General features: G+C 61.9%; 19 protein-coding genes and 2 tRNA genes. 4 read left to right on the forward strand and 17 right to left on the reverse strand.

Annotation, left to right across the window (positions count from 1 at the left end):
• Positions 1-118 precede the first annotated feature (118 nt).
• The 16 genes from nrfD (ET524_RS08975) to rlmD all read right to left on the reverse strand — a co-directional run bounded on the left by nrfD (ET524_RS08975) (position 119) and on the right by rlmD (position 20,482).
• Entirely contained in the window at positions 119-1,279 is a 1,161-nt protein-coding gene (gene nrfD / locus ET524_RS08975) for an NrfD/PsrC family molybdoenzyme membrane anchor subunit (protein WP_129426199.1), read from the reverse strand.
• Between the two features lie 12 nt (positions 1,280-1,291).
• A complete protein-coding gene (locus ET524_RS08980) occupies positions 1,292-1,918 on the reverse strand; it encodes a 4Fe-4S dicluster domain-containing protein (protein WP_129425133.1) in 627 nt (208 codons plus the stop codon).
• A gap of 10 nt (positions 1,919-1,928) precedes the next feature.
• On the reverse strand, positions 1,929-4,328 hold the full coding sequence (locus tag ET524_RS08985) for a molybdopterin-dependent oxidoreductase (protein ID WP_201738756.1): 2,400 nt from the start codon (positions 4,326-4,328) through the stop codon (positions 1,929-1,931).
• 308 nt (positions 4,329-4,636) lie between these two features.
• On the reverse strand, positions 4,637-5,584 hold the full coding sequence (locus ET524_RS08990; RefSeq protein ID WP_201738757.1) for a slipin family protein: 948 nt from the start codon (positions 5,582-5,584) through the stop codon (positions 4,637-4,639).
• Entirely contained in the window at positions 5,581-6,021 is a 441-nt protein-coding gene (locus ET524_RS08995) for a GntR family transcriptional regulator (RefSeq protein WP_129425135.1), read from the reverse strand. The genes ET524_RS08990 and ET524_RS08995 overlap by 4 nt, the downstream gene beginning before the upstream one ends.
• Before the next feature lie 66 nt (positions 6,022-6,087).
• Positions 6,088-6,954 carry an NrfD/PsrC family molybdoenzyme membrane anchor subunit gene (nrfD, locus tag ET524_RS09000; protein WP_161566665.1) on the reverse strand — a complete coding sequence of 289 codons (867 nt, stop codon included), beginning with the start codon at positions 6,952-6,954 and terminating at the stop codon, positions 6,088-6,090.
• 448 nt (positions 6,955-7,402) lie between these two features.
• Complete coding sequence (locus ET524_RS09005; protein WP_129425139.1) at positions 7,403-8,707, reverse strand: Ni/Fe hydrogenase subunit alpha; 1,305 nt, start codon at positions 8,705-8,707, stop codon at positions 7,403-7,405.
• 9 nt (positions 8,708-8,716) lie between these two features.
• Entirely contained in the window at positions 8,717-9,499 is a 783-nt protein-coding gene (locus tag ET524_RS09010; protein ID WP_201738758.1) for an NADH-quinone oxidoreductase subunit B family protein, read from the reverse strand.
• Positions 9,500-9,514: 15 nt separating this feature from the next.
• Complete coding sequence (locus ET524_RS09015) at positions 9,515-10,426, reverse strand: FAD/NAD(P)-binding protein (RefSeq protein WP_129425143.1); 912 nt, start codon at positions 10,424-10,426, stop codon at positions 9,515-9,517.
• Positions 10,416-11,453, reverse strand: coding sequence for a 4Fe-4S dicluster domain-containing protein (locus tag ET524_RS09020; protein WP_129425145.1), 1,038 nt, complete (start codon positions 11,451-11,453; stop codon positions 10,416-10,418). The genes ET524_RS09015 and ET524_RS09020 overlap by 11 nt, the downstream gene beginning before the upstream one ends.
• A gap of 178 nt (positions 11,454-11,631) precedes the next feature.
• Positions 11,632-12,036: a nucleoside-diphosphate kinase gene (ndk, locus tag ET524_RS09025; RefSeq protein WP_042434618.1), complete on the reverse strand. Its 405-nt coding sequence runs from the start codon at positions 12,034-12,036 to the stop codon at positions 11,632-11,634.
• Positions 12,037-12,239: 203 nt separating this feature from the next.
• Entirely contained in the window at positions 12,240-13,631 is a 1,392-nt protein-coding gene (locus tag ET524_RS09030) for a tetratricopeptide repeat protein (protein WP_129425147.1), read from the reverse strand.
• A gap of 47 nt (positions 13,632-13,678) precedes the next feature.
• Positions 13,679-14,212, reverse strand: coding sequence for a peptidylprolyl isomerase (locus ET524_RS09035; RefSeq protein WP_129425149.1), 534 nt, complete (start codon positions 14,210-14,212; stop codon positions 13,679-13,681).
• A 930-nt stretch (positions 14,213-15,142) separates the two neighbouring features.
• Positions 15,143-17,689 (reverse strand): metallophosphoesterase family protein, encoded by a 2,547-nt coding sequence (locus ET524_RS09040; RefSeq protein WP_129425151.1) that lies wholly within the window; start codon positions 17,687-17,689, stop codon positions 15,143-15,145.
• An 11-nt stretch (positions 17,690-17,700) separates the two neighbouring features.
• Positions 17,701-18,063: a hypothetical protein gene (locus ET524_RS11580; protein ID WP_161566666.1), complete on the reverse strand. Its 363-nt coding sequence runs from the start codon at positions 18,061-18,063 to the stop codon at positions 17,701-17,703.
• 1,078 nt (positions 18,064-19,141) lie between these two features.
• Positions 19,142-20,482 carry a 23S rRNA (uracil(1939)-C(5))-methyltransferase RlmD gene (gene rlmD, locus ET524_RS09050; protein ID WP_129425153.1) on the reverse strand — a complete coding sequence of 447 codons (1,341 nt, stop codon included), beginning with the start codon at positions 20,480-20,482 and terminating at the stop codon, positions 19,142-19,144.
• A gap of 61 nt (positions 20,483-20,543) precedes the next feature.
• Between rlmD and ET524_RS09055 the strand changes: the two genes are divergently transcribed.
• Positions 20,544-20,620 (forward strand) — tRNA-Arg (locus tag ET524_RS09055).
• Between the two features lie 284 nt (positions 20,621-20,904).
• Here ET524_RS09055 and ET524_RS09060 read toward each other — a convergent pair.
• Positions 20,905-21,306: a GtrA family protein gene (locus ET524_RS09060; protein WP_129425155.1), complete on the reverse strand. Its 402-nt coding sequence runs from the start codon at positions 21,304-21,306 to the stop codon at positions 20,905-20,907.
• A 290-nt stretch (positions 21,307-21,596) separates the two neighbouring features.
• Here ET524_RS09060 and ET524_RS09065 point away from each other — a divergent pair, with 290 nt between their 5' ends.
• The 3 genes from ET524_RS09065 (at position 21,597) to ET524_RS09075 (ending at position 24,294) form a co-directional block, all read left to right on the forward strand.
• Positions 21,597-22,574 (forward strand): glycosyltransferase family 2 protein, encoded by a 978-nt coding sequence (locus ET524_RS09065; protein WP_129425157.1) that lies wholly within the window; start codon positions 21,597-21,599, stop codon positions 22,572-22,574.
• Between the two features lie 229 nt (positions 22,575-22,803).
• Positions 22,804-22,878 (forward strand) — tRNA-Glu (locus ET524_RS09070).
• 156 nt (positions 22,879-23,034) lie between these two features.
• The gene (locus ET524_RS09075) at positions 23,035-24,294 is read left to right on the forward strand and encodes a glycosyltransferase (RefSeq protein ID WP_129426204.1); all 1,260 of its coding nucleotides are present in this window, start codon (positions 23,035-23,037) and stop codon (positions 24,292-24,294) included.
• Positions 24,295-24,309 lie beyond the last annotated feature (15 nt).

Consider the following 24,309-nt stretch of genomic DNA (forward strand, 5'->3'; position numbering starts at 1 on the left):
CCCCGCCGTATCGGGCGGCACAAACCAAACAGCAGAAAGCCTCACGCAAATGCTCCCACGCAACCGCCACGCTCCGGGCGCCAAGCGGACTGCGCAAGCGCAGCCCGCAGCCAATCCTTTATGCAGCCTTGACCAGCTTCTTCGACAGCACTGCAATGCCCAAGATGCAGAAGCTCACCACAGCAATCACCACGGCAACCTCAACGGGCGTCGGCGCATAAGAGCCGGTCAGCGCCCACATGCCAAACCCATCAGCACCGCGCGCCGCCGTAGAGCCCGATGAAATGCCCGGCGCTCCGTACACGTTGGTCATGGTGAAGCTGGTGAACAGCAGCCACACGCGCTTGCACAGCACGCCCGCCATCACCAGCGCGCTGGCGGCAACCACCACGGCGGTGCGCTGACGGCGTTTCGCGGACGCCAGCAGCAGAAACGGCACCAGCAAGCCACCCAGAATCTCGAACCAGAAGAACGGCGCGGTTGCCCCCGAGGTCATGATACCCAGCAGCTCGGTAGCGCCCGCCGCACCCGGATACGCCACAGTCAAAAGCTCGCAGCCAATGAAGAACGCGTCCACCGCAATGAAAGTTGCCAGCAGTCGCGCCAGGTCAGCAAACAGTTTCTCGCCGCAATCGAACACGCCGGCCTTCTTCGAGGCCGCCAGCACGCACATAAGCAACGCCAGGCCCGAGTCCATTGCCGACGCCACGAAGATCGGCGCCATGATGGCCGAATACCAGCCTTCCTTCGCGATCTCCAGGCCGAAAATCCATGCCGTCACGCTGTGCACCAAAATGGCAACGGGCAGAGCCACGTACGACAGCATCTGCACCTTGCGCTCATCGCCGCGACGCAGCCACACGATGTCCAGGACGTTGATCACCAGGTACGTGGTGATCACGCACATGTCCCACGCCAGCGGGCTCGTGAAATTCAAGTGCACGAACATATTCCAAATGCGCTGGATACCGCCCAGGTCGATCAGGATGAACGCCCCGGCACAGCAGATGCACACCGTGGAAGTGATGACGGCCGGCATGGCCACGCGCTTGAACGACTCGATATGGAACACGTGCGCCGAGCTGGCCACAATCAGACCACCCGCCGACAGGCCCACGAAAAACATGAAGCACGTGATGTACAGGCCCCACGACACGCCGTTCGACATGCCCGTCACGCACAAACCCTGCGTCAGCTGAAACACATATGCGCACAAGCCGATCGCCATCAGCGCCACCAGAACAGCCGCGCCGGCTTTACCTTTTGCAGAAAGCTTCATCACGGCACCTCCTTACTCGTTGTAGTAGAAGACCTGGGGCTTCGTGCCCTTTTCCTCCAGCAGCAGATGCACGTTGCTGCCGGCCTTGCTGCGCAGCTGCGCCAGCTCCGACGTGGGATCGTCCAGGTCGCCGAACACGCGTGCATGGGTCGGACAGCACACCACGCACATGGGCGCCTCGCCCTCGTCGGTGCGCTCGCGGCACAGCGTGCACTTCTCCATCACGCCGCGCGTGCGCACGGGAACGCGCGCATCGCCCCAGTTGAAACCGCCATCGCGCTGGGGATCTTCCCAGTTGAACACGCGCGCGTTGAACGGACAGGCTGCCATGCACATGCGGCAGCCGATGCAGCGGTCGTACTCGATTTCCACGCGGCCCGCATCGTCTTTGTACGTGGCGCCCGTCGGGCACACCTTCATGCACGCGGGATTCTCGCAATGTTGGCAAGCCAGCGGCACGTACGTGCGCGACAGGTCCGGATACGTGCCCACCGCGCCATCGATGGCGTCGCAACCCTCGGTCAGCACGCGGTTCCACAGCATGCCGTCGGGCACGTTGTTCTGCATCTTGCACGCGTTTGCGCAGGTGTGGCAGCCGATGCAGCGGTCAAGGTTGATTCCTATAGCAAGTTTGGTCATGGCATATCACCTACGCTTTCTTCACTTCGATGAGCGTGTCGTTGAACGGAATGGGCGCGCCGGTGGGCAGGAAGGCGTCGCGCGGATTCACGTGGTCGTTCGTAACGTTTTGCGTGTTGCCCTCCTCGATGTACTTGCTCCAGCCAGCCTCCCACGTGCGGCTTGACCCGGGACGAATGGCGTTGTTCGCGCGGGCCGTGCACTTGAACGACCCGCGGTCGTTGAACGCCTCCACCAGGTCGCCGTCGGCGATGCCGCGCGCTTCCATGTCAACCGGGTTCAGCTCAAGCGTGGGCTTGGCGAATTGCTGCAGCCATTTCGCCGCCTTGAAGTGCGAATGGTTCGAGAAGCGCGTACGCGTCTGCGTGAACTGCAGCGGGTACTTGTCGGCAAGCGGGTTGCCCGCGTACGCCTCGTTGTTCTCTTCCCACGTCGGCCACGCCTGGTCGCACGCCGTCCACGCCTCGTAGTACGGCTCGATGCGCGTGGTGGGCGTTTCGAATACCTGGTCGGTATACGCGCGGCGCGGCTCGTCGGTGCCAGCCATCTTGATGCTGCCGTGGTTTTTCACCAGAGCATCCAACGTAATGCCCTGTTCAGCCAGGTCCTCGGAGTGCTCGATCTGGTAGCGCACCAGCTCTTCGGCCGTTTTCGGCAGGTAATCGCCCACGCCCATCTCCTCGGCGATCAGGCGCATCACGTCGAAATCGGGCTTACTATCGAACAAGGGATCAATGCACTTTGTCTGCAGGTTCACGTGGTTGTAGTCGCTGCGCACGATGGAGTGCTCCACGGTGTCCTCGAACTTGCTGCACACGGGCAGCACGATGTCGGCATAGCGCACCGTGTCCTCGTAGTACATGCCGATGTGCACGATGAAGTCCAGCGAATCGATCCACTCGCGCGTTTTGTTCATGTTCGCCCAATACTGCTGGAACGTGTTGCCCAGCGAGATGATCACGTGCACGCCACCGTTGTCGTTAGGGAAGCGATCGGCGCGAACATCCAGCTCAGCAGGCTTAAACTGCTCGGGAAGCTTCCACTCGCCCAGCGCCACGCTATAGCCGGCGCCGCCGATGGTGTGCCCGATGCCGCAACCAGGCTTGCCGATGTTGCCCGTCAGCGCCGTCAGCACCATGCCGGCATGGCCGATGATGTCGGGGTTGGAATACTTGTCCGAACCGCCCTGGCCGAACGCCAGAAACGCCGGGCCCGCCGTGGCGTATTTGCGCGCCACTTCCTGAATGGTTTCCGTCGGCACGCCGGTGACGCCCTCGGCCCATTCACACGTGAAGGGCTTCTGGTTGCGCTTCAGGCTTTCAAGCACAGTGATGACTTTTGCGCCGTTGACCTCGTATGTTCCCTCAAGCGCGGCCGTCGCAACCGCTTCAGCGTACGGCACGGCGGCATCCGCAGCGCCATCCCACACCAGGAAATCGCCCGGGTCGACCGGCTCGCCGGTTTCCTCGTCGGTGCCCCACGGCGCCCCGGTACGCAGCAGCTTGCCCGTTGCCTCGTCCAGCAAAAATGGGAACGACGTGTGCTCGCGCATGTACGCTTCGTCGTAGAGCTTGTTGTCCAGGATGTAGCTGGTCATGCCCAGGTAGAACGCCGCATCGGTGCCCGGCTGAATGGGAATCCACTGGCTGGCCTTGCTGGCCGTGGTGGAGAAATGCGGGTCAAGCACGATGATGTCGCAACCGGCCTTCTTTGCGTCCAGGAACGTGTTCGACTGCATCATGGACGACTCCAGCAGGTTCGCGCCCGCCACGATAAGCGTCTTCGTGTTCACCCAGTCGCGCGATTCGCACGTGCCACCGCCGAACACATCGCCGCCGATGGCCGGCGCCGAGCCGTTGCCCGTGCCACGGTCGATGCCGGGCTCCACGCCGGTGGCGCAGCCCAAAAGCGCCGGCAGAAAGCCGAAACGCGGTTCGTTCGACGCAGACATGTACACGGACTGCTTGCCGTATTTGCCCCACGCCTTGCGCAGCTCGTCGCCTACCGTCTTGATGGCTTCATCCCAGCTGATGGCCTCGAATTCGTTGTCGCCGCGCTTTCCCACGCGGCGCATGGGCGTTTGCAGGCGCTCGTCGCTGTAAACATGCTGAATCTCGGAGATGCCCTTCATGCACACGTGACGATAGTACGGGTCAACCGTGTCGTTGGGCTGGATCATGGCCAAGCGGCCGTCGCGCACCGTGCACTTCAACGAGCAGCGGCCCGTGCACATGAACTGATGCAGCGTGTAGACGGTTTTCTCTTCGGCGGCCTGCTGCGGCGCGGCGCCAAGCCACGCATCGCAGCCGGTCATCGCGCCGGCAGCGGCAAGTCCCGCCGCCCCGGCCGCGCCGACTTTGAGAAAGTTCCTACGGGTAAGGCTTCGGCTTGCGTCTTGCATTCCCGTCATCTTTCCTCCTCGGTTTTCGTCCGAAAGCCCCACCACAGCTGCACCGTTTGCGCCGTTTGCAACCAGCGTCCATGCGGCTCGCGGCAGGCTCCCCCATTGCATACCACGGTTGGCCAACCTTTCGAGCCGTATATTACTCTGTTATTGAACTAGTTCAATAGTTCAATGGGTATTTTATTGAAGAATAGTGACTACCTGGGAAAATTTGAAAGCATCAAGCATTCATTAGCTTGCGGTCACCGATATTAACCGGTTTTGGCAACCTGTTTATCTCTGCGACAACGCGAAAAACGGTGCACCTCGAAGCGCTACTTACCCGAAGTCTTCCCCACGTCCACGAAGCCATCGGCCAGGCTGCTGGGCGCCAACAGCACGCCCTTGCCATCGCGGGCACTTTCATACGAAAGGTTCATGGCGCGCAATTCCATAGCGCCGGGTTCTTCGTTGTACACGCGTGCCGCTTCAACGTACATTTCAGAAATGTCGCGCTCCACATCGGCCAAAAGCACGCGGGCATCGCGCTCGCGTTCAGCCTGCGCCTCGCGCGCAAGCGAATCTTGCAGCGCCTGGGGAATCTTGATGTTGCGAATTTCCACCGATATGACGCTGATGCCCCACTCCTCGCACTTGTTCGTCATAAACTCCTGCAGCTCATGGTCAAGCTGTCGACGACGCACGGACAGCTCCGCCAGCGTCACCTGGCCAATTGCATCGCGCACGGCGTTTTGCGCTGCGCGGCGCACAGCCTGCGGAAAGTTCGCCACCTCAAGGCACGCCTTCTCAGAATCGAACACCATCCAGAATAGAATTGCGTCAACATCAACGCTGACCAGGTCGGATGTCAATGCCTGCTCGGCGTAAAACGCCGTGGTGATGGTGCGCCTGTCAATATGCATGGCAACCGAATCGATAAAGGGAACGACCACGTACACGCCCGGGCCGGCAACCTTACGGAAGCGTCCCAGGCGTAACAATGCCACGTGCTCCCACTGAGCCGCAACGCGCACCGTCGACGCCACGGCAACGCCCGCAGCCGCAGACGCCAGCACCGTGAACACGCTCAACAGCGGAAACGTAACGGCAAACACCAACCCGAAGCCCACCCCAAACATCAACAGCGCGAACCCGTACACTCCCGCGCGGCTGGCATCTTTTTCCGTGACGATGTTGTCGGGCGACTCATGCGGCGTGTCGGCAAATACCGTCTCGCTCCGTTCGACCCCGCGACGCGCGCGCATCTTTCGCGATTTCCTCATACGAACATCCCCCCTGCTCGCTTCGCCACCGCCTCGGCGGCATCGGCTTCGTTCAAGCCCAACTCCTTGCATTGCTCGAAAAACTTATCTATCAGCAGGTCTATAGCCGCTTTTGCATCAGCAGCCTCATAGCCATCCGAATTGATTTCCGCAACGAACGTGCCTTTGCCGCGGCGGGTGATGACATAGCCGTCCTTCTCGATATCGCGATACACCTTGCTGACCGTGTTGTAGTTCACCTGCAGCGTCGACGACAAATCACGCACCGTGGGCAGCTTTGCACCCGCCGGAAACGTGCCGGACACCACCAGATACACCAAGCGGTTGCGCAGCTGCATCCAAATGGGTACACCGCTTTCCTCGTCGATGGTGATAAGGCTTTTGTCTGCCACCAGGGGCAACGCGCTTGATTGCTGCGTGTGCGTTGATGCCACCATGCTGCGCCTCGCTTCGTCGTGCAGGGCATCAAACAAGCGCCCCGCTTTACCTATTGAACTAGCCTATTATGTCACATTGACCGTAATGGCGGAATACGCCGCCGCAAGCACCACGCAATATCGCAGGCACACGCCGCCCGCAAGCGTAGAGACCGCGCCCGCAAGGCGCAGCACAGGCACGCGCACCAGCCGATTCGCCATGTCGCACGCAAGCGGCGCCGCGAACCCGCACAACACAAGGCCGCCCCAAAACAACCCGGCCAGATCGCCCGCAAACAACGTTGCGCACGACGATTGAGCGGCACCACCCGCAAACCAGCGAGAAAGCAAGAACACCGCAAGCGCAGCAAACTCAACTGCGCGCGAGGTGCCCGCTGCGCGTGCCAAGTCGCGCAGCCCGCGGGAGCTTCCCACCAGCACAAACGACAACGCCTCGACAAGCGCTGCCCCGCAGCTAACAGCCGAAGCAACAAACAGAAGCACAAGCCAAGGCGTGTTCCAAAAATCGATTGACACCATAGACGAAAGCAACACGCCGGTATACGTCATAACACCCGCGCCAAACACCACGCCCGCAAGTTCAAGCACCCGAAACAAGCCCGTCGCCGACCGTCCAAGCAACAGCAACGCCGAAACCGCAACCGAAACGACCAGGCAAAGCATCAATAGCCAGGCGCCCACGGACATAACCGAACGCAGTGGATTCTCGAACAAGTACAAGATGTCGTAAGGATTTCCCAGGTCAAGGAACAGCATCAGCGCCGCAAAAGCAAGCAGCACCGTGCAGCCATGAAATCCCGCCCGCGACCGAAACGGCACGCTGTTCCGCGCAAGTACGTGCGCGCCGCGGATGTCGATAGCTGCAGCCCACAAAAACGCCCCGGCAGCCGTGCCCGCCAAGAACAAGTACCAAATAGCAAAATCGCTGAACACGCATTCCCCCTTGCAGTCCAAGCCAGTATAGCAAGGCCCACCCCGCACCCCAAACGCAAACCCAAACAGGCGATTCACAATGGCAACCAGAGCAAAATTCGCCGGACACGCCAATGAGGCAAAGGCTATGCGCGCGTCCAAACGCACATCAGCGAAACCGCCCACCACTCAATCTATCGCCAAGTGCGTAGGTTGGATGGCATGCGGCAGCATGCAGCCAAAACCGGTAATCCGCGACCTGAGGTTTTACCACCGTGGTGCGCTGGCCCTGCCGGCAACGCGCCCCCACCTACGCACATCGCGACACTTCGAAGCACGCAGCCCGGAAGCGGGCGGGCGGCACAGCCCGACCGCAACCCTCCCCACAACACAAAAGCACCCCTCGCGACTGTTGTCGCGAGGGGTGCCTCGTATCGCTGGGCTACACGCCCGGTTATGTCAACGCAAGCTAATGCACGCTGCAGCTAAAGCAGGGGTCGTAGGCGCGCACGAGTTTCTCGACCTCAAGCTGGACCTCGGGCTTTTCGGCACCATCGGCCACCAGCTTCTCGGCAAGCACGCGCATGTCGGCCTCCAGGTTCGCGCAATTCTGCGCCGTGGGCGTCATGATGGCGGCATGCACCACGCGCCCGGTCTCATCAAGCTCCAGCTCGTGGAACAGCGCGCCGCGCGGCGCCTCCGTGAAGCCCGTGCCCTTGCCAGCACGCACCCCGAACGCCACCGGCTGGCTGTCGCCCGCAAACTCGCCGTCGGGCTCGGCCAAGCGGCGGCACAGCTCAGCGCAACGCGCCAGCGCGTCAAGCACCTCAACCGCCTGAGCCACGTTGTTCAGATACGGGTTGCGCTCGGGCGGGCGCAGGCCGGCCTTAGCCGCCGCCACCTTCGCCTCCTGCGACAACGCGCCCCACGACGCGTTGATGCGCGCCAGCGCGCCCGTGAAATACGGCGTGGCCGTTTGGCGGCAGCGCGCGAACAGCGCCGCCGAATGCGACACCTCGTACTCCTCGATCTGGCCAGCCGCGCCCGCAGCCTCATCGGCGTCGAACGTCACGCCCGCGCCCAAAAACCGCGCATCGCGCGAGTCGCACACCGGGTAGCGCCCGTCGGCAACCATGGCCAGCATGTCACCCTGCGTGGCGATGGCCGGCACGGTGAAGCTGCGGAACAGATCGACCACCTGGCGCGCGAACTCGCGCTCGGCGTCCAGCTTGTCGGCCATGGCCAGGTACTCGTCGCGCGTGGGCTCGTGCGTGAAGCCGCCCACCACCGCGGTGATGGGGTGGATGGAACGCCCGCCCACCAGGTTGCACAACTGATTGCCCAGTGCCTTCAAGCCCAGCGCGCTATCGAACAGCGCCGGGTTCGCCTGCGCCAAGGGGAACACGCTTGCCATGTCCAAAAAGTCCGGCGCCGCGAACACGAACAGGTGCGACGCATGGTTTTGCAGGTAGCTGCCGTACACCAAAAGCTCGCGCAGCGCGCGCGTGCGGTCGGTCACTTCCACGCCGAACACGCGCTCGATGGCCAGAATGTCGGTAATCACGTGGCTTGCCGAGCAGATGCCGCACACGCGGCTGGCAATGTAAGGCACGTCGGCGAACTTGCGGCCCACCACCATGGACTCGAACAGGCGCGCCGGCTCCACCACGTTCATCTCGCACGTGACAACCTGGCCGCCTTCGATGGTCAGATGCACGTTGCCATGGCCCTCGACGCGGGCGATATGGTCGACCGAAATAGCGGTTTTACTCATAGCTCTCCCTTATTCGCGGCCATCACATACGGGGTTGACCTGGTTGAACAGCTGCAGCGCCTCGTCAAGGTCGCCCGGTTCGATGCCGGCGCGCACGCACGCGGCGCGTGCAGCGTCCAGGTTTGCATCAGGCGAAAGCCCGCGGCACCCATTGCACGCACGGCCCAGATTCACGCATTTCGCGCCGCACCCGGCCACGGTGACCAGGCCCAGGCACAGCTGCCCGGACTCGAAGAAGCAGTCCGTGCCGTTGCGCTTGCAGTCACCGCACATGGTGCCCGTATGCTCCAGCTTGTTCGACCCGTACAGCGCGCGCTGCAGCACGTCCACGAAATCCATGGTGTCAACCGGGCAGCACCGCACGGTGAAGTCCACGTCCACCACGGCCGAAACCGGGCGCGGTACCACCATGGAGCCACACGCCGCCGGCACGTCCTTGTACACCTGGCCCGGACGCGCGAAGAAGTTGCGCGCCGCAATGCCGGGGATGCCCGCCGTAGCCGCGCACGCGCCCAGGACGATCACGCACTTCGCGCGCTCGCGCAGCTGGCGCACGCACGCCTCGGACTCCTCGGTGGTCACGGCGCCTTCGACCACTGCAACGTCGAACTCCTCCGGCATGGGGTCGCTTGACGCAAGCTGCCAATACCGCAGGTCAATCTGCCCCAGCACATCGGTCAGGTACGCCTCGACGTTCGTGATCTGCAGCTGACAGCCAAAGCAGCTGGCAAGCCCGATCACCACAACGCGCGGCAGGACGCGCTCCTTGCGCTCTTCGTCAACGCTTCGCATGTTCGAACCTCCCATCTACATCGACCCCTGGATGTTCTTCGCTTCCCAATAATTGAACACGGGCCCGTCGATGCAGCAATACTGATGGCCGATCTGGCAGTGCCCGCACTTGCCCATTCCGCACTTCATCTGCCGCTCGAAGCTCATGTAGATGTGGTCGTAGCTGATGCCCTTCTTGCGCATCTCGGCCACGACGAACCGGTACATCACCGGCGGGCCGCACACGGCGCCGAACGTGTTCGCCGGGCTGATCTCCAGATGCTCGAACGGCTTCGTGACCAGGCCAACCTCGCCATCCCACGTGTCGTCTGGGTTGTCGACGGTCAGGTACAGGTCGAAGTCCTTGCGGTGGCGCCACATCTCGAACTGGTTGCGGAACATCACCTCGGAGGGGTTTTTCGACCCGTAAATGATGGTGACTTTGCCGAAGTCGCTGCGCTCGTCGTGGATGTTGTTGATGAGGCTGCGCAACGGCGCGATGCCCAGGCCACCGGCAACCAGCAGGATGTCGTGGCCCTTCATGTCCTCGAACGGGAAGCCGCGGCCGAACGGCCCGCGGATGCCCACGATATCGCCGCACTGCATCTGGTGCAGCACCTCGGTGAAGCGGCCTGCGCGGCGCACGCACAGCTCGATGAAGCCGCGCTTGGACGGGCTTGACGAAATGGAGATGGGCGCCTCGCCCACGCCGAAGATGGACAGCTCCACGAACTGGCCCGGCTCATGACGAAACGCCTCGCGAATGCGCTCATCGATCAGGCGAAACTCGAACAGCTTCTCCGTTGCGGTCAACTCGGTGATGGACGTGATGCGCGCCGGCCACGGGCGGTACGGGTTCGCCGCCATCATTTCCGCGCCGGTCATGGGCGCCGGCCCGTCGTGGTACGGCGAGATATGCACAGGTTCGAAATCGGTGTTAGCAGGCACCTTCCGCCCCCTTCTTCTCGAAAAACTCCAGCACGCGGATGGGGTTGATGTCGGCCTTGCACGCTTTCACGCAGCGGCCGCACCCCACGCACAGCATGCGGTCGTACGTGGCCAGAAAACCGTTGAGCTTGTGGTACATGCGATGACGCACGCGCTCGCGCCCCGTGGGGCGGAAGTTGTGACCACCGGCCACCATGGCGAACTGCGGTGATGTGCACGCATCCCACACGCGCTGGCGCTCGCCCGCCTGCCCGTTGGGATCAAGCACGTCCTGGATGTCGAAGCAGAAGCACGTCGGGCACACCGCGGCGCACGCGTTGCAGGCCAAGCAGCGGTTGCCAAACTCTTCCCAGAACGGATCGGAATGAAACGCGTCCATGAGCATGGCCACGTCTTGAATCTCGGGGATGTCAGGGTTGAACGCAGCCTGGCGCGCACGCGTAGCATGGCGGAACTCGATGCGGTCCTCGTCGGTAGCGTCGCGCAGGTCAACGGCAGATTCTAAAATGTTGGCCGCTTCCACGCTTGAAATGCTGACCAGGAATTTGTCGCCCAACCTGTGCAGGAACAAATCATAGCCAAAGCGCGCTTCGTCGGCATCCCACAGGTTGCAGAAGCAATCGGCGTCGGGCGTGCACGACACGCCCACGATAATGGTGGCCTCGCGGCGCGCCTTATAGTACGGGTCAGGGTAGCGACCATCGCGAAACACCAGGTCAAGCCTGTTGATTGCGTTGATGTCGCACGCGTGCGCACCGAAAATGACGCGCGGGGTAACCTCTTCGGTGAAGTCAGCCACCTCGTTTTCTGCCGCGTCATAGCGCATAAGCGTCTCTCGCGGCGGCAAGAAGTAGCGTTTGGGCGATGCGAGCGTGGTGTCGTAAGCAAGGTCCATTTCCTCAGGCGAGGAGATGGGCTCGAACGAATAATGCGCATCGCGCTTCACGGGAGCCACAACCTCGTAGCTTTCCATGAATGCCGACACCAGGGCGGGAAGCTCGCTGGCGCCGAAAACTCGATAGAGCATGCTTTCATCCGTTTCTCGTCTTAAGCGAATGCTTGTAGCTCCAATACTTTTCAGGGAATGCGGACCTGATGCCGCGCGACCCACCGTTGCCGCAGCAGCATGCCCGCAAGCAAAACGAAAAGCCCCCTGCCCGCCAAGCGAACAGGAGGCTTTGCTCACAAAGAAGTCCCTTTAAGACTTACGCAAAGAAGATGCCGATTTCGCGCTCAGCGGACTCCGGGGAATCGGAGCCGTGAATCACATTCTCGTCCATAATCAGGCCGAAATCGCCGCGAATCGTGCCGGGGGCCGCTTCCGCCGGATTAGTGGCACCCATGAGCGTGCGCACCTTGGCAACAGCGCCCTCGCCGGAGATGACCATCTTCACGACCGGGCCGGACGTGATGTAGGAGATCAGGCCGTCGTAGAACGGCTTGCCCTCGTGCTCGGCGTAATTGGCCTTGGCCTGGTCAAGCGTCACCATGCCCAGCTCCATGCGCTCGACGGTCAGGCCGGCGCGCTCGAAGCGGTTGACGATCTCGCCGATGTGGCCGTTGCGCACACCGTCGGGCTTGATCATGCTGTAGGTCTTCTGGATAGCCATGTTCAATACCTTTCTTCCATCTGTTTATCCCAAGCGCCCTTGCGGGCGCAGGTTACCGTAAATCGTAAAACGTACGTTCATCAAGTGAAATGCCGCTGCATCGAGCGTTTTGCGCACTGGCACAGCCGCGCGCACGCCGTTAAGCGAAAGCCGGCCGGTAAGCAAACCCGCCGCACGCCCTACCTAACGAAGCGCCGCCCACGCTAGTTCTGGCTGGGGAAATACAGCTCGACGTTGCTGACTTTCCAACCGATCATGTCGCGCACCATGGACACCTTGTACTGCATCTGCCCGCCGCCCTCGGTAGACGCGGTGACGTAAGCCGTGGAGTCGGTCATGCTTTTCTCCACCGCGTTGATGGTAGGCGCGGAATCCTTCACCAGCGCATCGGTCATGGATGCGGCCGAAGAATCGCTGACCTCGGCGGAATACAGCGAAGAGGCGTTATCGGGGTCGGCGAACAGCTGCGTGACCACGCTGTCCTGGCTGGGATAGCCCCAACCCTGCGTGTACATGAACACGCCGGCGCCGAAGGCCACAAGCACCAGCAAGACGATGACGACGAGCACCTTCAGGCCCACGTTCTTGCGCTTGCGCTCCTGCTTGGCCACGCCGCGCGACCACTGCTCAAGCTCTTCGTCGGAAGCGCTGAAGAAACGGTCGTCGGCAGCTGCGGTGTCGTACTGGCCTGCCGCTTCCGGACCGTACGGGTCGGTGTAGTAGTACGGGCTGGGCTGGGCCTGCGTACCGTAAGGGTCCTGCTCGGCGTACATGCCCGAACCGTCAGCCGGCACATCGATGCCCGACGTGTCCGCCGCGCCCGCCGCTGCGGGTGCCGCACCGGAAACAGGCGCCATGACCTGCGTGATCTCGGACGTGCCCTGGGCAACGGCCGCAATGGCGCGCTGGTAGTCAACGCTGGCGGAATCGGACAGGAAGTACGTCTTGTCGGCGATGGACTGCTCGAAGGCGTTCACGGCCTTCTGCATCTGGCCCGTGGCCACATAGGCCTGGCCCAGGTTCGCGTACAGGCGGTTATGCATGGTGGGCTGCATGTCGAACTGCAGCGCGCTTTCGTACGATGCCACGGCGTCGGCCGGACGGTTGAGCGCCATGAAGCACACGCCCAGGTTCAGCAGCGCCTTCGTGGGATCGGGGTTGGCCTCGTCGAGCGCCGCGTTGCGGAACGCCATGCCGGCCTCGGCGGACTTGCCCATTTTCAGCAGCGCATTGCCCATGCCCGTGTAAGCCTTATACGACGAATCGTACTTGGCGTCGGACACGGCGGCCTCGAAGTTCTGCACGGCGTTTTCGTAGTCGTGCAGCGCCGCATAAGCCATGCCCAGGTTGTAGTGCACCGCGCCGCGCGCATCGTAAGCCTCGTCGGCGATAGCCTGCGTATACGACTGGATAGCCTCGTTCGGCGCCTTCAGCTTCACAAGGCAGTTGCCGATCTGGTGGTGCAGCTGGCCCGCCTCACCAGGGGCGACAGGGTTCGCTGCATCCTGCAAGCACTGCTGGTACGCCTCAAGCGCGCCTTGATAATCCTTCTGCGCGTAGGCGCTTCGGGCTTGCTGGAATAGCTGATTGTTCATCTGGATCCTTCGTTATCTCGACCGAATGCACGTACAAGGTGCGGCCGCTATTCGGCGGCATTCTCGATTTCGATGCCTTCGATCACATCGCCCACGCGCAGCTGCGCGATGACGTCTTTGCCCTCAATGGTCTGGCCGAACACAGTGTAGCCGGAGTCGAGCATGGGCTGCGCGCCCAGGCACAGGTAGAACTGAGAGCCGGCCGAATCGGGGTTCTGGCTGCGAGCCATGGCCAGCGCGGCGTCGGCGTGATGGTTGTTCGGGTTCGTGGTGTACTCCTGCTTGATGCAGTAGCCCGGGCCGCCCGTGCCCAGGCCGGCGAACGGGTTGCCCGCCTTCGCGATGACTTCCTCAGGCGTGAGGTCGCGCGTGTTCGGGCAGCCGCCCTGGATGACGAAGCCGGGGACGTAGCGGTGGAACTTCAGGTTGTCGTAGAAGCCCTTCTGAGCCAGCTCAACGAAGTTGCCCACGTGGATGGGGGCGTCCTTACCCGCCAGCTGCACGCGGATGGTGCCCTTCGAGGTTTTGATGACGGCGATTTCCTCGCCCGTCGGCTGATATGCGGGAGTGTACAGTGCCATGAGGCTTCCCCTTTCTTGCTTGGCGCGCGCCGGCATGCGCCGACCCGCTTTCGCGAAAACGCCCGCGCGAGGGCGGGCGTACGGTAACTAATTTCACACGACATTCAGTGTAGCAGCTTGGCATGCGCAGGTGCGCAAACCTGAAAACGCCGACGCGGAAAAACCGTAGAACCCACAAACCGAGCCGGTCAGCGAAAGAAGGCCACAGCGGCGACGCGGGCGGCGTAAGCGAGCGCGAAGGCCCCCGACAGCGCAAGCGTACGCCAAGCTGCCAAACGGAGCTGCGGCACAAGCGAACGCGCAGAAAGCGTGCAGGATTTCGAACTTTCCGGGCCTTTCTTCTTCGTTTTCGAGCCGAATTGGGACGTTTGGTACAAGATTTCGAACTTTCTGAATCCGCTTGCACCCCAACACTCACGCGCAAGCTACGGAAAGTTCGAAATCCTGCACCTTTCGTCGCGCGAAGTGAAGAAGCGGCGAATGAATGCAGCCGTTAGCAGCAAACAAGTTCTACATGACGCGTCCCACCTCGGAGGCCATCGGCATTGTCAAGCAGCGCTTCGCCCGACAATGCGGGCGAAGTACCTGAACGTCACGCTTGCAACGACACGCTAGTGCCTCGAGTCCCTGTTGGAGATCATGTGAGCCTCTTCATCATCTTGTGGAGCTGCGGACGTCCCTGGACATCCTTGTCCGACGCGCACGCCGTGAGCCTCGGCAGGCCCCTCAAACCTAAAGCGCTAAACGGCTATCAGCTCGTCCCGCTCAACCTGCAGCTTGGTCTAGACGCATATGTAGATCACGCGCCTAGCAAGCCCTACCTCCTTCACCATCACCGCCTCTCGCATATGAGCGTTCTAACGATTTCGCAGGCACAGAAAACGGCCTTTTCCCCTTGTGGGGGATTGCCCGAGTCGGGACCGACGCGAATCACTTACTCGCGTCGAGCACCTTGGGCTTCATCCGTGATAAGGCATCACCCCACGGCTTCGGCAGGGACTTGTCTGCATAGGCTGCGAGCGTTGCATCGAGGGTCTTCGTCACCCAGCGACCACCTCCTCGCACCAGCCTCCTCAGCGCCAGCACCGTAACTCTCATCCGCCTGCCGTCCTCGCTGAGCGCAGTAATAACCTCACCGAGGTCATCCTCAACGATGAGGTGTTCCGTGCCGAACTCGTCGACAAACGCACGACCGAGCATCGACCTCTTCCTGCGCGGAGTACTCTCGTCGTCGACCTCAGCCAAACGCGGATCGAAGTCACGCAGCACGTGTCCCGAGAACAGCCGTTGCAAAGGTGCGACGTTGCGGGACAGCTTGTAGGCTCCATGCTTGAGGTCGACCTTTATCATCTCGGCTCGCTCGAGAGCCTCAATGCCCTCGGCGTCCACCGGGGCCAGCATCCCCAACGGGGACGGCGCAAGCACGTCGACATCGTACTTTGCAAGCGCGGCATCGCATCTCTCCTCGACGCTCGCCGCGACGAGCTCGTTACCGTACAAGAGACATCCCTGTTTCACGCTCTCGAGCAGCTTCGGGAAGGACGCAAGCTGGTCGACCAACCCATACGAAGGCGAAGAGTAGAACGCCAGCGAGCCGTCGGCGGGATTCACCATGATGTGGTGATCGAAATTCACGTCCACGATGAGACCGTGGATAGTTCCATAGAATCCAAGCCGCTTCAGCTCGCGCGAGACCTGCTCTTGCCTCTCCCGCAGCGGCTCAAGCGCGGCGAGGTACTTGGCCACGACGATGTCGAAGTTGTCGCAGACCCAATCAATGCTCCCACTCAGGGCGACCTTCTTCGTCTTACCGCCGTTGGCGATAGAGATGCCCTTGTCGCTCACGAGGAAGAACCCGTAGTAGCCATACGACTTGATAACGTACATCTCGTTCTTCTTGCAGCTTTTGCGAATCATTTTGCCCGTGCCCACGTACTCGCCGATGAACCGGTAGAAACTGGAGTACTCGGCGGGCGTCGTCGGGTAGCAGCCGTCTACAAGATCGGCATAGGGGTTTCTCACGCAGCCTGCAGTAGCCGTCCTGAAGCGCATGTCCCGCTCGGGATCGAAGCCACCCCTCTTGTGGCAGCCAACCTGATTGTCGGCGTAAAGAATCACATTCTCTTTCCTAACGTACCTGTTCTGATGCGTGTGCCCCGAGAAGTAGACAGCATCCCTGTCAAGGCGCCCGAGGCAGCCCTCCACGGGGTAGTGTGTGGCACATACAAAGCATTTATCCGTCTCACGCGCATGCTCACGCGCTGCCTCGTAACCCGCCACGAAGAGTCGACTCTGCTCAGCCTCGTACGCCCTCGCACGGGCCTTGGCCGCCTCAAGATCGTCCTCAGCGCCGGGTACACCCTGCTTGACCTTCACGAAGAGCTCGCGGTCGACCATCATCGCGTCGCAGCACACGAGATTACCCGCGTTGTAGCATTCGTTGAGCACCGCGAAGCCCGTCCCGCCATAGATGACGCATCTGTCATCCTCCACGTACTCGTTCTGCAGGACGGTGTAGCCCATGGGCTCGAGCCTCTCCTTGTAAAACGCGACAGCGGAGTCGACGTCGGGGAAACCGACATATTCGTGATTGCCGAGAATCACGATTCCAAGATGTTCATGCGGACGATAGTGTCCGCCCTTCTGCATGTTGCACCAGTTATCGTACCTCCGTATCAAATACGTCCTGAAGCCACGCGAATCGTACGGACGTTCAGTCTCGGTGAACGCCATATGGGACTCGAACCTCTCGTCTTCGAGCCGGCGCTCGAGATCAGCCTTGACAAACTCAAGCCGGCACACCTCGTCCTTGGCGGCTGCGGCGTCCAGAATCCTCTCTCTCGCGGAGTATGGCAGCCCATCCTTTTGCTCACGCTTCTTATAGTAGTCGCTCGCGAGGTACGCCTTGATGCGATCAGCGTTGCCCTTCGGTGCAATGACGCGATTGTAGCTCAAGTACTCGTCAACCTTGGCCTTTAGCCGCTTGAACTCGGCCTCCTTCGCTGCAATATGCCCGTCAAGACTCTTGAGACTGCGCTCGGCGTTCAACCGCCAGCGCATCGACTTGCGGCCGTATCCGTATTTTTTCGCCAGTTCGGCCCTGAATCGTCGGTATTCGCGGTACATCACGTTCAGCCGATAACGCCTGTAGAACTCGACGGTCACCTCCTTGTCGGACGAGACATCGCCCAAGAAAAATGACTTCGGCGCAATCCAGCCACGATGCAAGACGAACTTCGGTTCGGCGTGGGATTCCGCAAGGGTCCCCGCCGCCCCGTTGATGGCCTTGCGCAGGTCTTCACCGTAATACTTCACATGATGCAGCAGGTGCACGTCCGAAATATATTCGATATCGATTGCATCCCCACAATCCTTCGCGCCGCCGTAGTACGACAGCGGCTCGTATTCGGCGCTCTGCGCAGCAAGATCGAAGACAGAACCGCTTGCGGCCAGTTCGGTCTGCTCATCCACGGCCATGCCACCACCTCTCAATCATGTCTTGCCATGCTACTACTCGGGCGCATCGGTGCGGACCAGCTTGCCGTCCTCTGCCTTGTACGGGCCGGGGATGGCATGCGCCCGCGCGTGCAGGTCGTGCCGACTACGTACGACCCACTCACGGGGTTCTCGCCGACGAACAGCATCGGCGCCGCGTGCTCGAGGTTGTAGATGTAGGCGACTATCGCGGGCATCTCGGAGAGCTCACAGTCAATCTCGGCGGTGAGTTTGGCCACCACATCGTAAATCGGCAGCGTCCAACCCTCGTGACGATGTCCGTCAATGAACGACTTGGCGGCCGTGTGGCCTACGTCACGCCCCGCCAGGTCGCCCGTCCACATGATGCCGCCCATGGGGGGATTGGCCCTTCAGATATCCCTTGCTCATCTTCCCATCCCTCCTCTAGGTTCTGGCACACCCACTCGTGGATTATCGCCGCTATCGTGATTTCACGATAGGCCGACATCGGCTTGAGCGCCCGCTTGTCGGCCACGGTCAGCAACAGCAGCAGTGCCGCGCCGTCGCCTATCGTTGGCCGACGACAAGCAGACGGCCCGTTCGATCTTTTGCTCCTCGGCCGCACAGCCGATGGCATGTTTCTCGAGCATATTCGCCGCAGCATTGCCTCTTTTTTATAAATCAACCAGTCGCCCTGTTTCACTCGAGCACGAGCACCGTCGCCTCGCGCTCGGCGTCGGCCACCCCATGCCACCTTGGCGGCCTCGCCGCGCCTGTCGATGTCGATCACCGACACGCCGGCATCCCCTGCAAACGTCTCGAAATGCGACAGCATGACGGCCACCTCACCAGCTATTCATCGCATGGGCAATCCCCGCCCATTAGCAGCGGCCGCGCAACATCCACGCACGAGAGGCTCAGCGAGAGCGCCGGACACATCGACCATGCAACCTCTGCCCCGTCCACCTCACGCGTCGTGTGCAGCGTGCTGTCCTAGCCGTCGAGACGGTAGAAACTCGTGAATATCCAAGCGCTCGAGCGAGAGCGCTATCTCGTCAACAGCAAGCGACTTGTCCACGCCGCCCTTCTAGTTGCGCACAAAGATTGCCCTCATTGGAGCGTCACCATTCGTTACGCAATTTAATCAATTATAGGAACCGAGCTCCTCGGACTCAATGCCCGTTTACGACCTCTAGCTTATCTTTTTCAGAACCGTCTTTCAGCCCACAGCCAGACATCAAACAGGCTTATTGTCTAGGCGAAGGTTCAACACAATCTGCGATTGCGCATATAAAATCGTCAGAAGAAGCCAACACGAGGAAAGCGGGATGGCCGCGTCCGCGTCCCAACGAAATCCTACAACAATTGTGGCAGTTTCCAGCAAATCCCAACACTCACGCGCAAGTTACGGAAAGTTCGAAATCCTGCACCTTTCGCCGTGCGAAGCGAAGAAACGGCGAATGGAAGCGCTCTCTAGCAGCGAACGAAGCAGCTGACGAGTTCTACGTGGTACGTTTGCGGAAACAGGTCGACGGGTTGCACGCGCTCGAGGCGGTAGCCCACGTCCTCGAAACGGCGCACGTCGCGCGCCCACGTGGCGGGGTTGCAGCTGACGTACACCACGCGGCTGGGGCGGGCGGCGGCGATGTCGGCCGGCACGCCGTCGGCAAGGCCGGCGCGCGGCGGGTCCACCACCAACGCGTCCAGGCCGCCCAGCTGGGGCAACTCGCGCGCGGCGTCGCCGCCGATGACGTCGATGTCCACGCTGTTCTCATCGGCGTTGCGGCGCAGGTCGCGCACGGAAGACGCCGCCGACTCCACGGCAATCACGTCCGCACCGGCGCGCGCCAGTGCCACGCCGAACGTGCCGCAGCCCGCGTACAGGTCGGCCACCAGCATGCCGTCAAGGCCGGCGGGGCCCGCATCGCCGATGCTGCCGCCCAGCGCCAAAACGGCCTGCTCAACCAGCTTCTCCGCCTGGGCCGTGTTCACCTGGAAAAACGACGGCGCGTGCGCCACGTAGCGCGCACCGCAAAGCTGCTCGGTCCAGATTCCCTTGCCGTCAAGCACTTCCAGGCCCTTGATTTTGCGCGCCTTACCCGGATCGGCGATGACGCGCACCACGCTGGTGGCCTTCAGCGAGCTTTTCAGCATCTTGGCCGCGGCCGCGCGCGGAAAGCCCGACGGGCGCGTCCACAGCGCAACCTCCGTCTCGCGAGTGCGCACGCTGGTGCGCACGCCCACGCGGAAGATGCCCAGATCGTCGCTGCCCTGCAAAAAGCGCAGCGCACCGCGCAGGGCCTTCGGCGCCTTCGCGATGGCGTCATGCGCCAAGGGGCAAGCCAGCGCCTGCTGCACGTTCGGGTCGCCTTCCTGATGGAACCCCAGGTTAAACGTGCCTTTCGCATCCCACTGCGCGCCGAGTTCTATCTTGTTGCGATACCCCCACTGGCGTTTGGAGGGCAAGCACGACGCCACCAGCTCGTCCGCGCGCTCCCCGAAACCGCCCGTGCGCGAAAGCGCGGCCACCACGTTGGCGCGCTTGGCCTCAAGCTGCGCATCGTAGGCAAGGTGCTGCCACGGGGCGGCACCCAACGCCGCGGGCTCGGCCCACTTCGGCGCCACGCGCGCCGCGCCCGGCTGCTCGATTTTGCCGATGCGTGCGCGGGCGAACGACGGCTTTTCCTCCACCACGTCGATGCTTGCCACGTCTCCCGGCGCGCCGCCTTCGACGAACACCGTTTTGCCGCTTGCCAGGTGGCCAACCGCCTCGGCACCGTAGCCCATGCGTTCGATCGTGATGATTTCGGACATGCGTTCACACTCAATTCTTTTGGGTTGATTTTGCCCATGTTGGCGTATAATTCTTGCACATGCCCTAGTAGCTCAGTTGGATAGAGCGTCTGCCTCCGGAGCAGAAGGCCACAGGTTCGAACCCTGCCTAGGGCACCATTTGCATTGTACCGAACCCGCCCGACACCTTGTCAGGCGGGTTCGTTTCGTTTACGGGAATTCCGCAGCCGCGCCGCCGCGGTGTGCGACAAGGCCTTCGCGAAGAGCGCAAATACGGGGCGGCCACGTTCAAGCCTTCGCCCCGCAGAGGCGGGATGGCCTTCGAAAAGCATCGCCTGCTCGCCACGCGACCCGCCAGCCGCCTTTCGCGGCATGCCGCGCGCCCCGCCGGCCTGCCGCGAAAGCAACGCCAGCGCGACCCGCTAGCGGCCCATCGCGCCGCGCTATGCGGCCTGCGCGTCGCCGCCGTCGAGGAAAATCTTGCGCGTCACGAAGTTCCACACCATAACAACCGCCGTGGCGAAGATCTTCGTAATAAGGTAGTGCACGCCAAGCAGCTCCACGCCGGCCCACATGCAACCGTTGTTGATAAGCAGTCCGATGACCGACAGCACCACGAATATGACGAACTCGCGCGTGCGGCTCATGCCCTCTTTGTGCGTGAACACGTAGCGCATGGAGGCGCAGTAGTTGAAAATCACGGAAACCGTGAACGAAATAGTGGCGCTGACCAGGTAATTTACCCCGAACAGTTCCGTGAGCACCACCAGCAGGCCGTAGTCGATGACAAACGCGATGACGCCGACGACGCCGAATTTCATGAACTGCGCGATAAGCTTCTTCACGCGAAAATCCTTTCGAAAGATACAGCCAGGCATGCGGCCCGGCAGCCGGCAGGGGCGCGCGTCACAAGCGCGAGGGCGCAAAACCGGCCAATGCATAACCGCTCGATTATCGCACCGCGCGGGCGCGCCGCACAACAAACCCCGCAACATGCACGCATATCCTGCGGAAACGAACACATATCTCTAGCGCAGCAGGGCGGATTCGAGTAGCATGACGAATATCTTTGTGCACCTGACTTGTTGCATCGGGCGAAGGCTCGAGGCGCTTACCAATTAAGAAGGAGCAATCGGTGACTTCAGACATCGAAGCCGTACGCCGCGGGTGCGGCGTGGCCGTCATCATACCCTGCTACAACGAGGCCGTCACCATCGGCAAGGTGGTCGACGACTTCCGCCGCGTCATGCCCGAGGCCGACGTGTACGTGTACGACAACAACTCGTCGGACGGCACGGGCGACATCGCGCGGGCGCACGGCGCCACCGTGAAGGTGGAGCGGCGCCAGGGCAAGGGCAACGTCGTGCGCCAGATGATGCGCGACATCGACGCCGACTACTACCTCATGGTGGACGGCGACGACACCTACCCCGCCGAGGCCGGCCCCGACCTGGTGGCGCCGCTGGCCGCCGACGAGGCCGACATGGTGGTGGGCGACCGCCTGTCCAACGGCACGTACGGCGAGGAGAACGACCGCGCGTTCCACGGCTTCGGCAACGACCTGGTGCGCTTCCTCATCAAGGCCATCTACGGGTTCGAGTTTTCCGACGTCATGACGGGCTACCGCGCCTACAACAAGGTGTTCGCCAAGACCATGCCGGTGCTGTCCCCCGGCTTCGAGATCGAGACGGAGCTGTCCATCCACGCGGTGGACAAGCGCTGGCGCATCGCCGAGGTGCCCATCGACTACCGCGACCGCCCCGAGGGCAGCGAGTCGAAGCTGTCCACGTTCTCGGACGGCTTCAAGGTGCTCATGATGATCCTGTCGCTGTTCAAGGACTACAAGCCGCTGGCGCTGTTCTCCTGGGTGGCGCTGCTGTTCGTGGCTCTGGGCCTGATCGCCGGCGTCCCGGTTATCGCGCAGTTCGCCGCCACGGGCTTGGTGCCCCGGCTGCCAAGCGCCCTTCTGGCCGTGGGCCTGGTGTTCGTGGGCCTGCTGGCATTCACGTGCGGGCTCATCCTGGACACGGTGGTCAAGGGCGCGCGCAAGCAATACGAGATTCAGGTCACCGAAGCTTACGAGCGCTACGGTTGCTGCGACAAGGCAGAATAAGGTATCATTACCGCAGCAGCGCGTCTTAAGGAAAGGTCCTTCACATCTAGGCCGTGTGATACTAGGGTGCTTTCCCTTAGGCGCGCTGCTTTTTTGACGCAAGCCGGCATCAGCTGTGCATCCTTCGGCAACTTATGAAGGAATTGTGGCCCGCCGAAGTGGAGTCTTGCGCACCTTCTGGGATTTTGACATACTAATCAAGCTGCTTTTCGACACGGAAGCGCACTTCGTCCCCATAGTCTAGAGGTTAGGACGCGGCCCTTTCAAGGCTGAGACACGAGTTCGATTCTCGTTGGGGGCACCATTCGAACGCTAAGGGTCGGTCGAGCACCGGCCCTTTTTTCTTTTCCAGAAGCCGGTTTTCGCCGGCTTTTCCTATACCGAGGGAAAGGTTCCCGCCATCACTGACGTCATCGCAACCGCCGATCAACCTGAAGCCGAGCGCCCGCTTGTGCTGGTCATGCACGCGTCGGTTGGTTCGGGCCATCGCAGCGCGGCGAACGCGATCGCGCAGGCGTTCGAGCTCATGCGCGACGAGCAGGCCGCCGAGCCCGCCGAAAGTGCCCAGCAACCCGACGTGCCGCACATTCCCGAAAACCTTGAAGTAAAGGTGCTCGACATCCTGGATTTCGGGCGTATCGTGTTCGACGGCGATAAAACCGCTTCCATGTTCACGGGTCCTACGCGCCCCGTCTATGATTTGACCTGGCGTTATACGTTTACCGGCCGTCTTTTATGGGGCGGCGGCACCGTGTGGGCGCACATTATGTACCCCAAGTTCGTGGAATACGTGCGCAATCGCCCGCCAGCGGCCATCGTGTGCACGCACATCACCGCCGCCAACGTGGCCGTGTCCGCGCGCATGCTTACCGGCCAGCACTACCCCATCGTGTGCGTGCCCACCGATTACGAAACCGAGGGCCTGTGGCCACACCTGTCAAGCGACCTGTTCTGCGTGGCAACCGAAAGCATGGCCGAGACGCTGCGCCCGCGCAAGGTGCCCGAAAAGCGCATCCGTATCACGGGCATCCCCACGCGCGACGATTTCCGCCGCACGTACGACCGCGCCGAAACACGGCAGCGCCTGGACCTTCCGCAGGACAAGCGCATCGTGCTGGCGCTGGCCGGTGCGTACCTTCCGCGCCCGTATGTGCACTTCCGCAACGCGTTGGACAATCTGCTGCCGTTTCTGCACACGCTAGGACATTCGCTGCATTTCGTGTTCGTTGCCGGAAACGACCGTGAATACGCCGAGCACCTGCGCACTCAATGCGCCGAGCTGGGCATTTCCGACAACGTCACCGTGCTTGAATACGTGGAGGGCATGGCAGCGCTCATGGCCGCATCGGATCTGGTCATTTGCAAGTCGGGCGGGCTTACCGTCACGGAATGCCTGTGCGCACAGGTGCCCATGATCTTGCTGGGCAAGGCTTACGGGCAGGAAAAAGCGAACGTGCGCATGCTCACGTCGCTAGGCGCCGCCATGCACGTCACCACGTGGCGCGAGCTGCTTGACGCGCTGCGGCACGTGGCGAACAACCCCGACAGCGTGCGGGCCATGCTGGTCAACGGTAGCTTCCTGCGCCGGCCGAACGCCGCGCGCGATATCGCTGCCGCCACGCTTTCGCTGGCCGACGCGCCCAAAGACGAATCAGACCCGCTGTACAAAAAGCATTTTCTCCACTTCTACTGGGGAAAGAAACCCGCGCACGTCCGCTAAAGCGTGCGCACCTCA

Source organism: Senegalimassilia faecalis, from assembly GCF_004135645.1.
Lineage (GTDB): Bacteria > Actinomycetota > Coriobacteriia > Coriobacteriales > Eggerthellaceae > Senegalimassilia > Senegalimassilia faecalis.

Excerpts from the sequence above, each read along its gene's own strand:
- ET524_RS09030 (WP_129425147.1), bottom strand. The coding sequence starts at position 13,631 with ATGAACAATCAGCTATTCCAGCAAGCCCGAAGCGCCTACGCGCAGAAG.
- rlmD (WP_129425153.1), bottom strand. The coding sequence starts at position 20,482 with ATGTCCGAAATCATCACGATCGAACGCATGGGCTACGGTGCCGAGGCG.
- ET524_RS09005 (WP_129425139.1), bottom strand. The coding sequence starts at position 8,707 with ATGAGTAAAACCGCTATTTCGGTCGACCATATCGCCCGCGTCGAGGGC.
- ET524_RS09035 (WP_129425149.1), bottom strand. The coding sequence starts at position 14,212 with ATGGCACTGTACACTCCCGCATATCAGCCGACGGGCGAGGAAATCGCC.
- ET524_RS08995 (WP_129425135.1), bottom strand. The coding sequence starts at position 6,021 with ATGGTGGCATCAACGCACACGCAGCAATCAAGCGCGTTGCCCCTGGTG.
- ET524_RS09020 (WP_129425145.1), bottom strand. The coding sequence starts at position 11,453 with ATGCTCTATCGAGTTTTCGGCGCCAGCGAGCTTCCCGCCCTGGTGTCG.
- nrfD (WP_129426199.1), bottom strand. The coding sequence starts at position 1,279 with ATGAAGCTTTCTGCAAAAGGTAAAGCCGGCGCGGCTGTTCTGGTGGCG.
- ET524_RS09010 (WP_201738758.1), bottom strand. The coding sequence starts at position 9,499 with ATGCGAAGCGTTGACGAAGAGCGCAAGGAGCGCGTCCTGCCGCGCGTT.
- ET524_RS08985 (WP_201738756.1), bottom strand. The coding sequence starts at position 4,328 with ATGACGGGAATGCAAGACGCAAGCCGAAGCCTTACCCGTAGGAACTTT.
- ET524_RS09075 (WP_129426204.1), top strand. The coding sequence starts at position 23,035 with ATGCACGCGTCGGTTGGTTCGGGCCATCGCAGCGCGGCGAACGCGATC.
- ET524_RS09040 (WP_129425151.1), bottom strand. The coding sequence starts at position 17,689 with ATGGCCGTGGATGAGCAGACCGAACTGGCCGCAAGCGGTTCTGTCTTC.
- ET524_RS11580 (WP_161566666.1), bottom strand. The coding sequence starts at position 18,063 with ATGGGCGGCATCATGTGGACGGGCGACCTGGCGGGGCGTGACGTAGGC.
- ET524_RS08980 (WP_129425133.1), bottom strand. The coding sequence starts at position 1,918 with ATGACCAAACTTGCTATAGGAATCAACCTTGACCGCTGCATCGGCTGC.
- ndk (WP_042434618.1), bottom strand. The coding sequence starts at position 12,036 with ATGGCTATCCAGAAGACCTACAGCATGATCAAGCCCGACGGTGTGCGC.
- ET524_RS08990 (WP_201738757.1), bottom strand. The coding sequence starts at position 5,584 with ATGAGGAAATCGCGAAAGATGCGCGCGCGTCGCGGGGTCGAACGGAGC.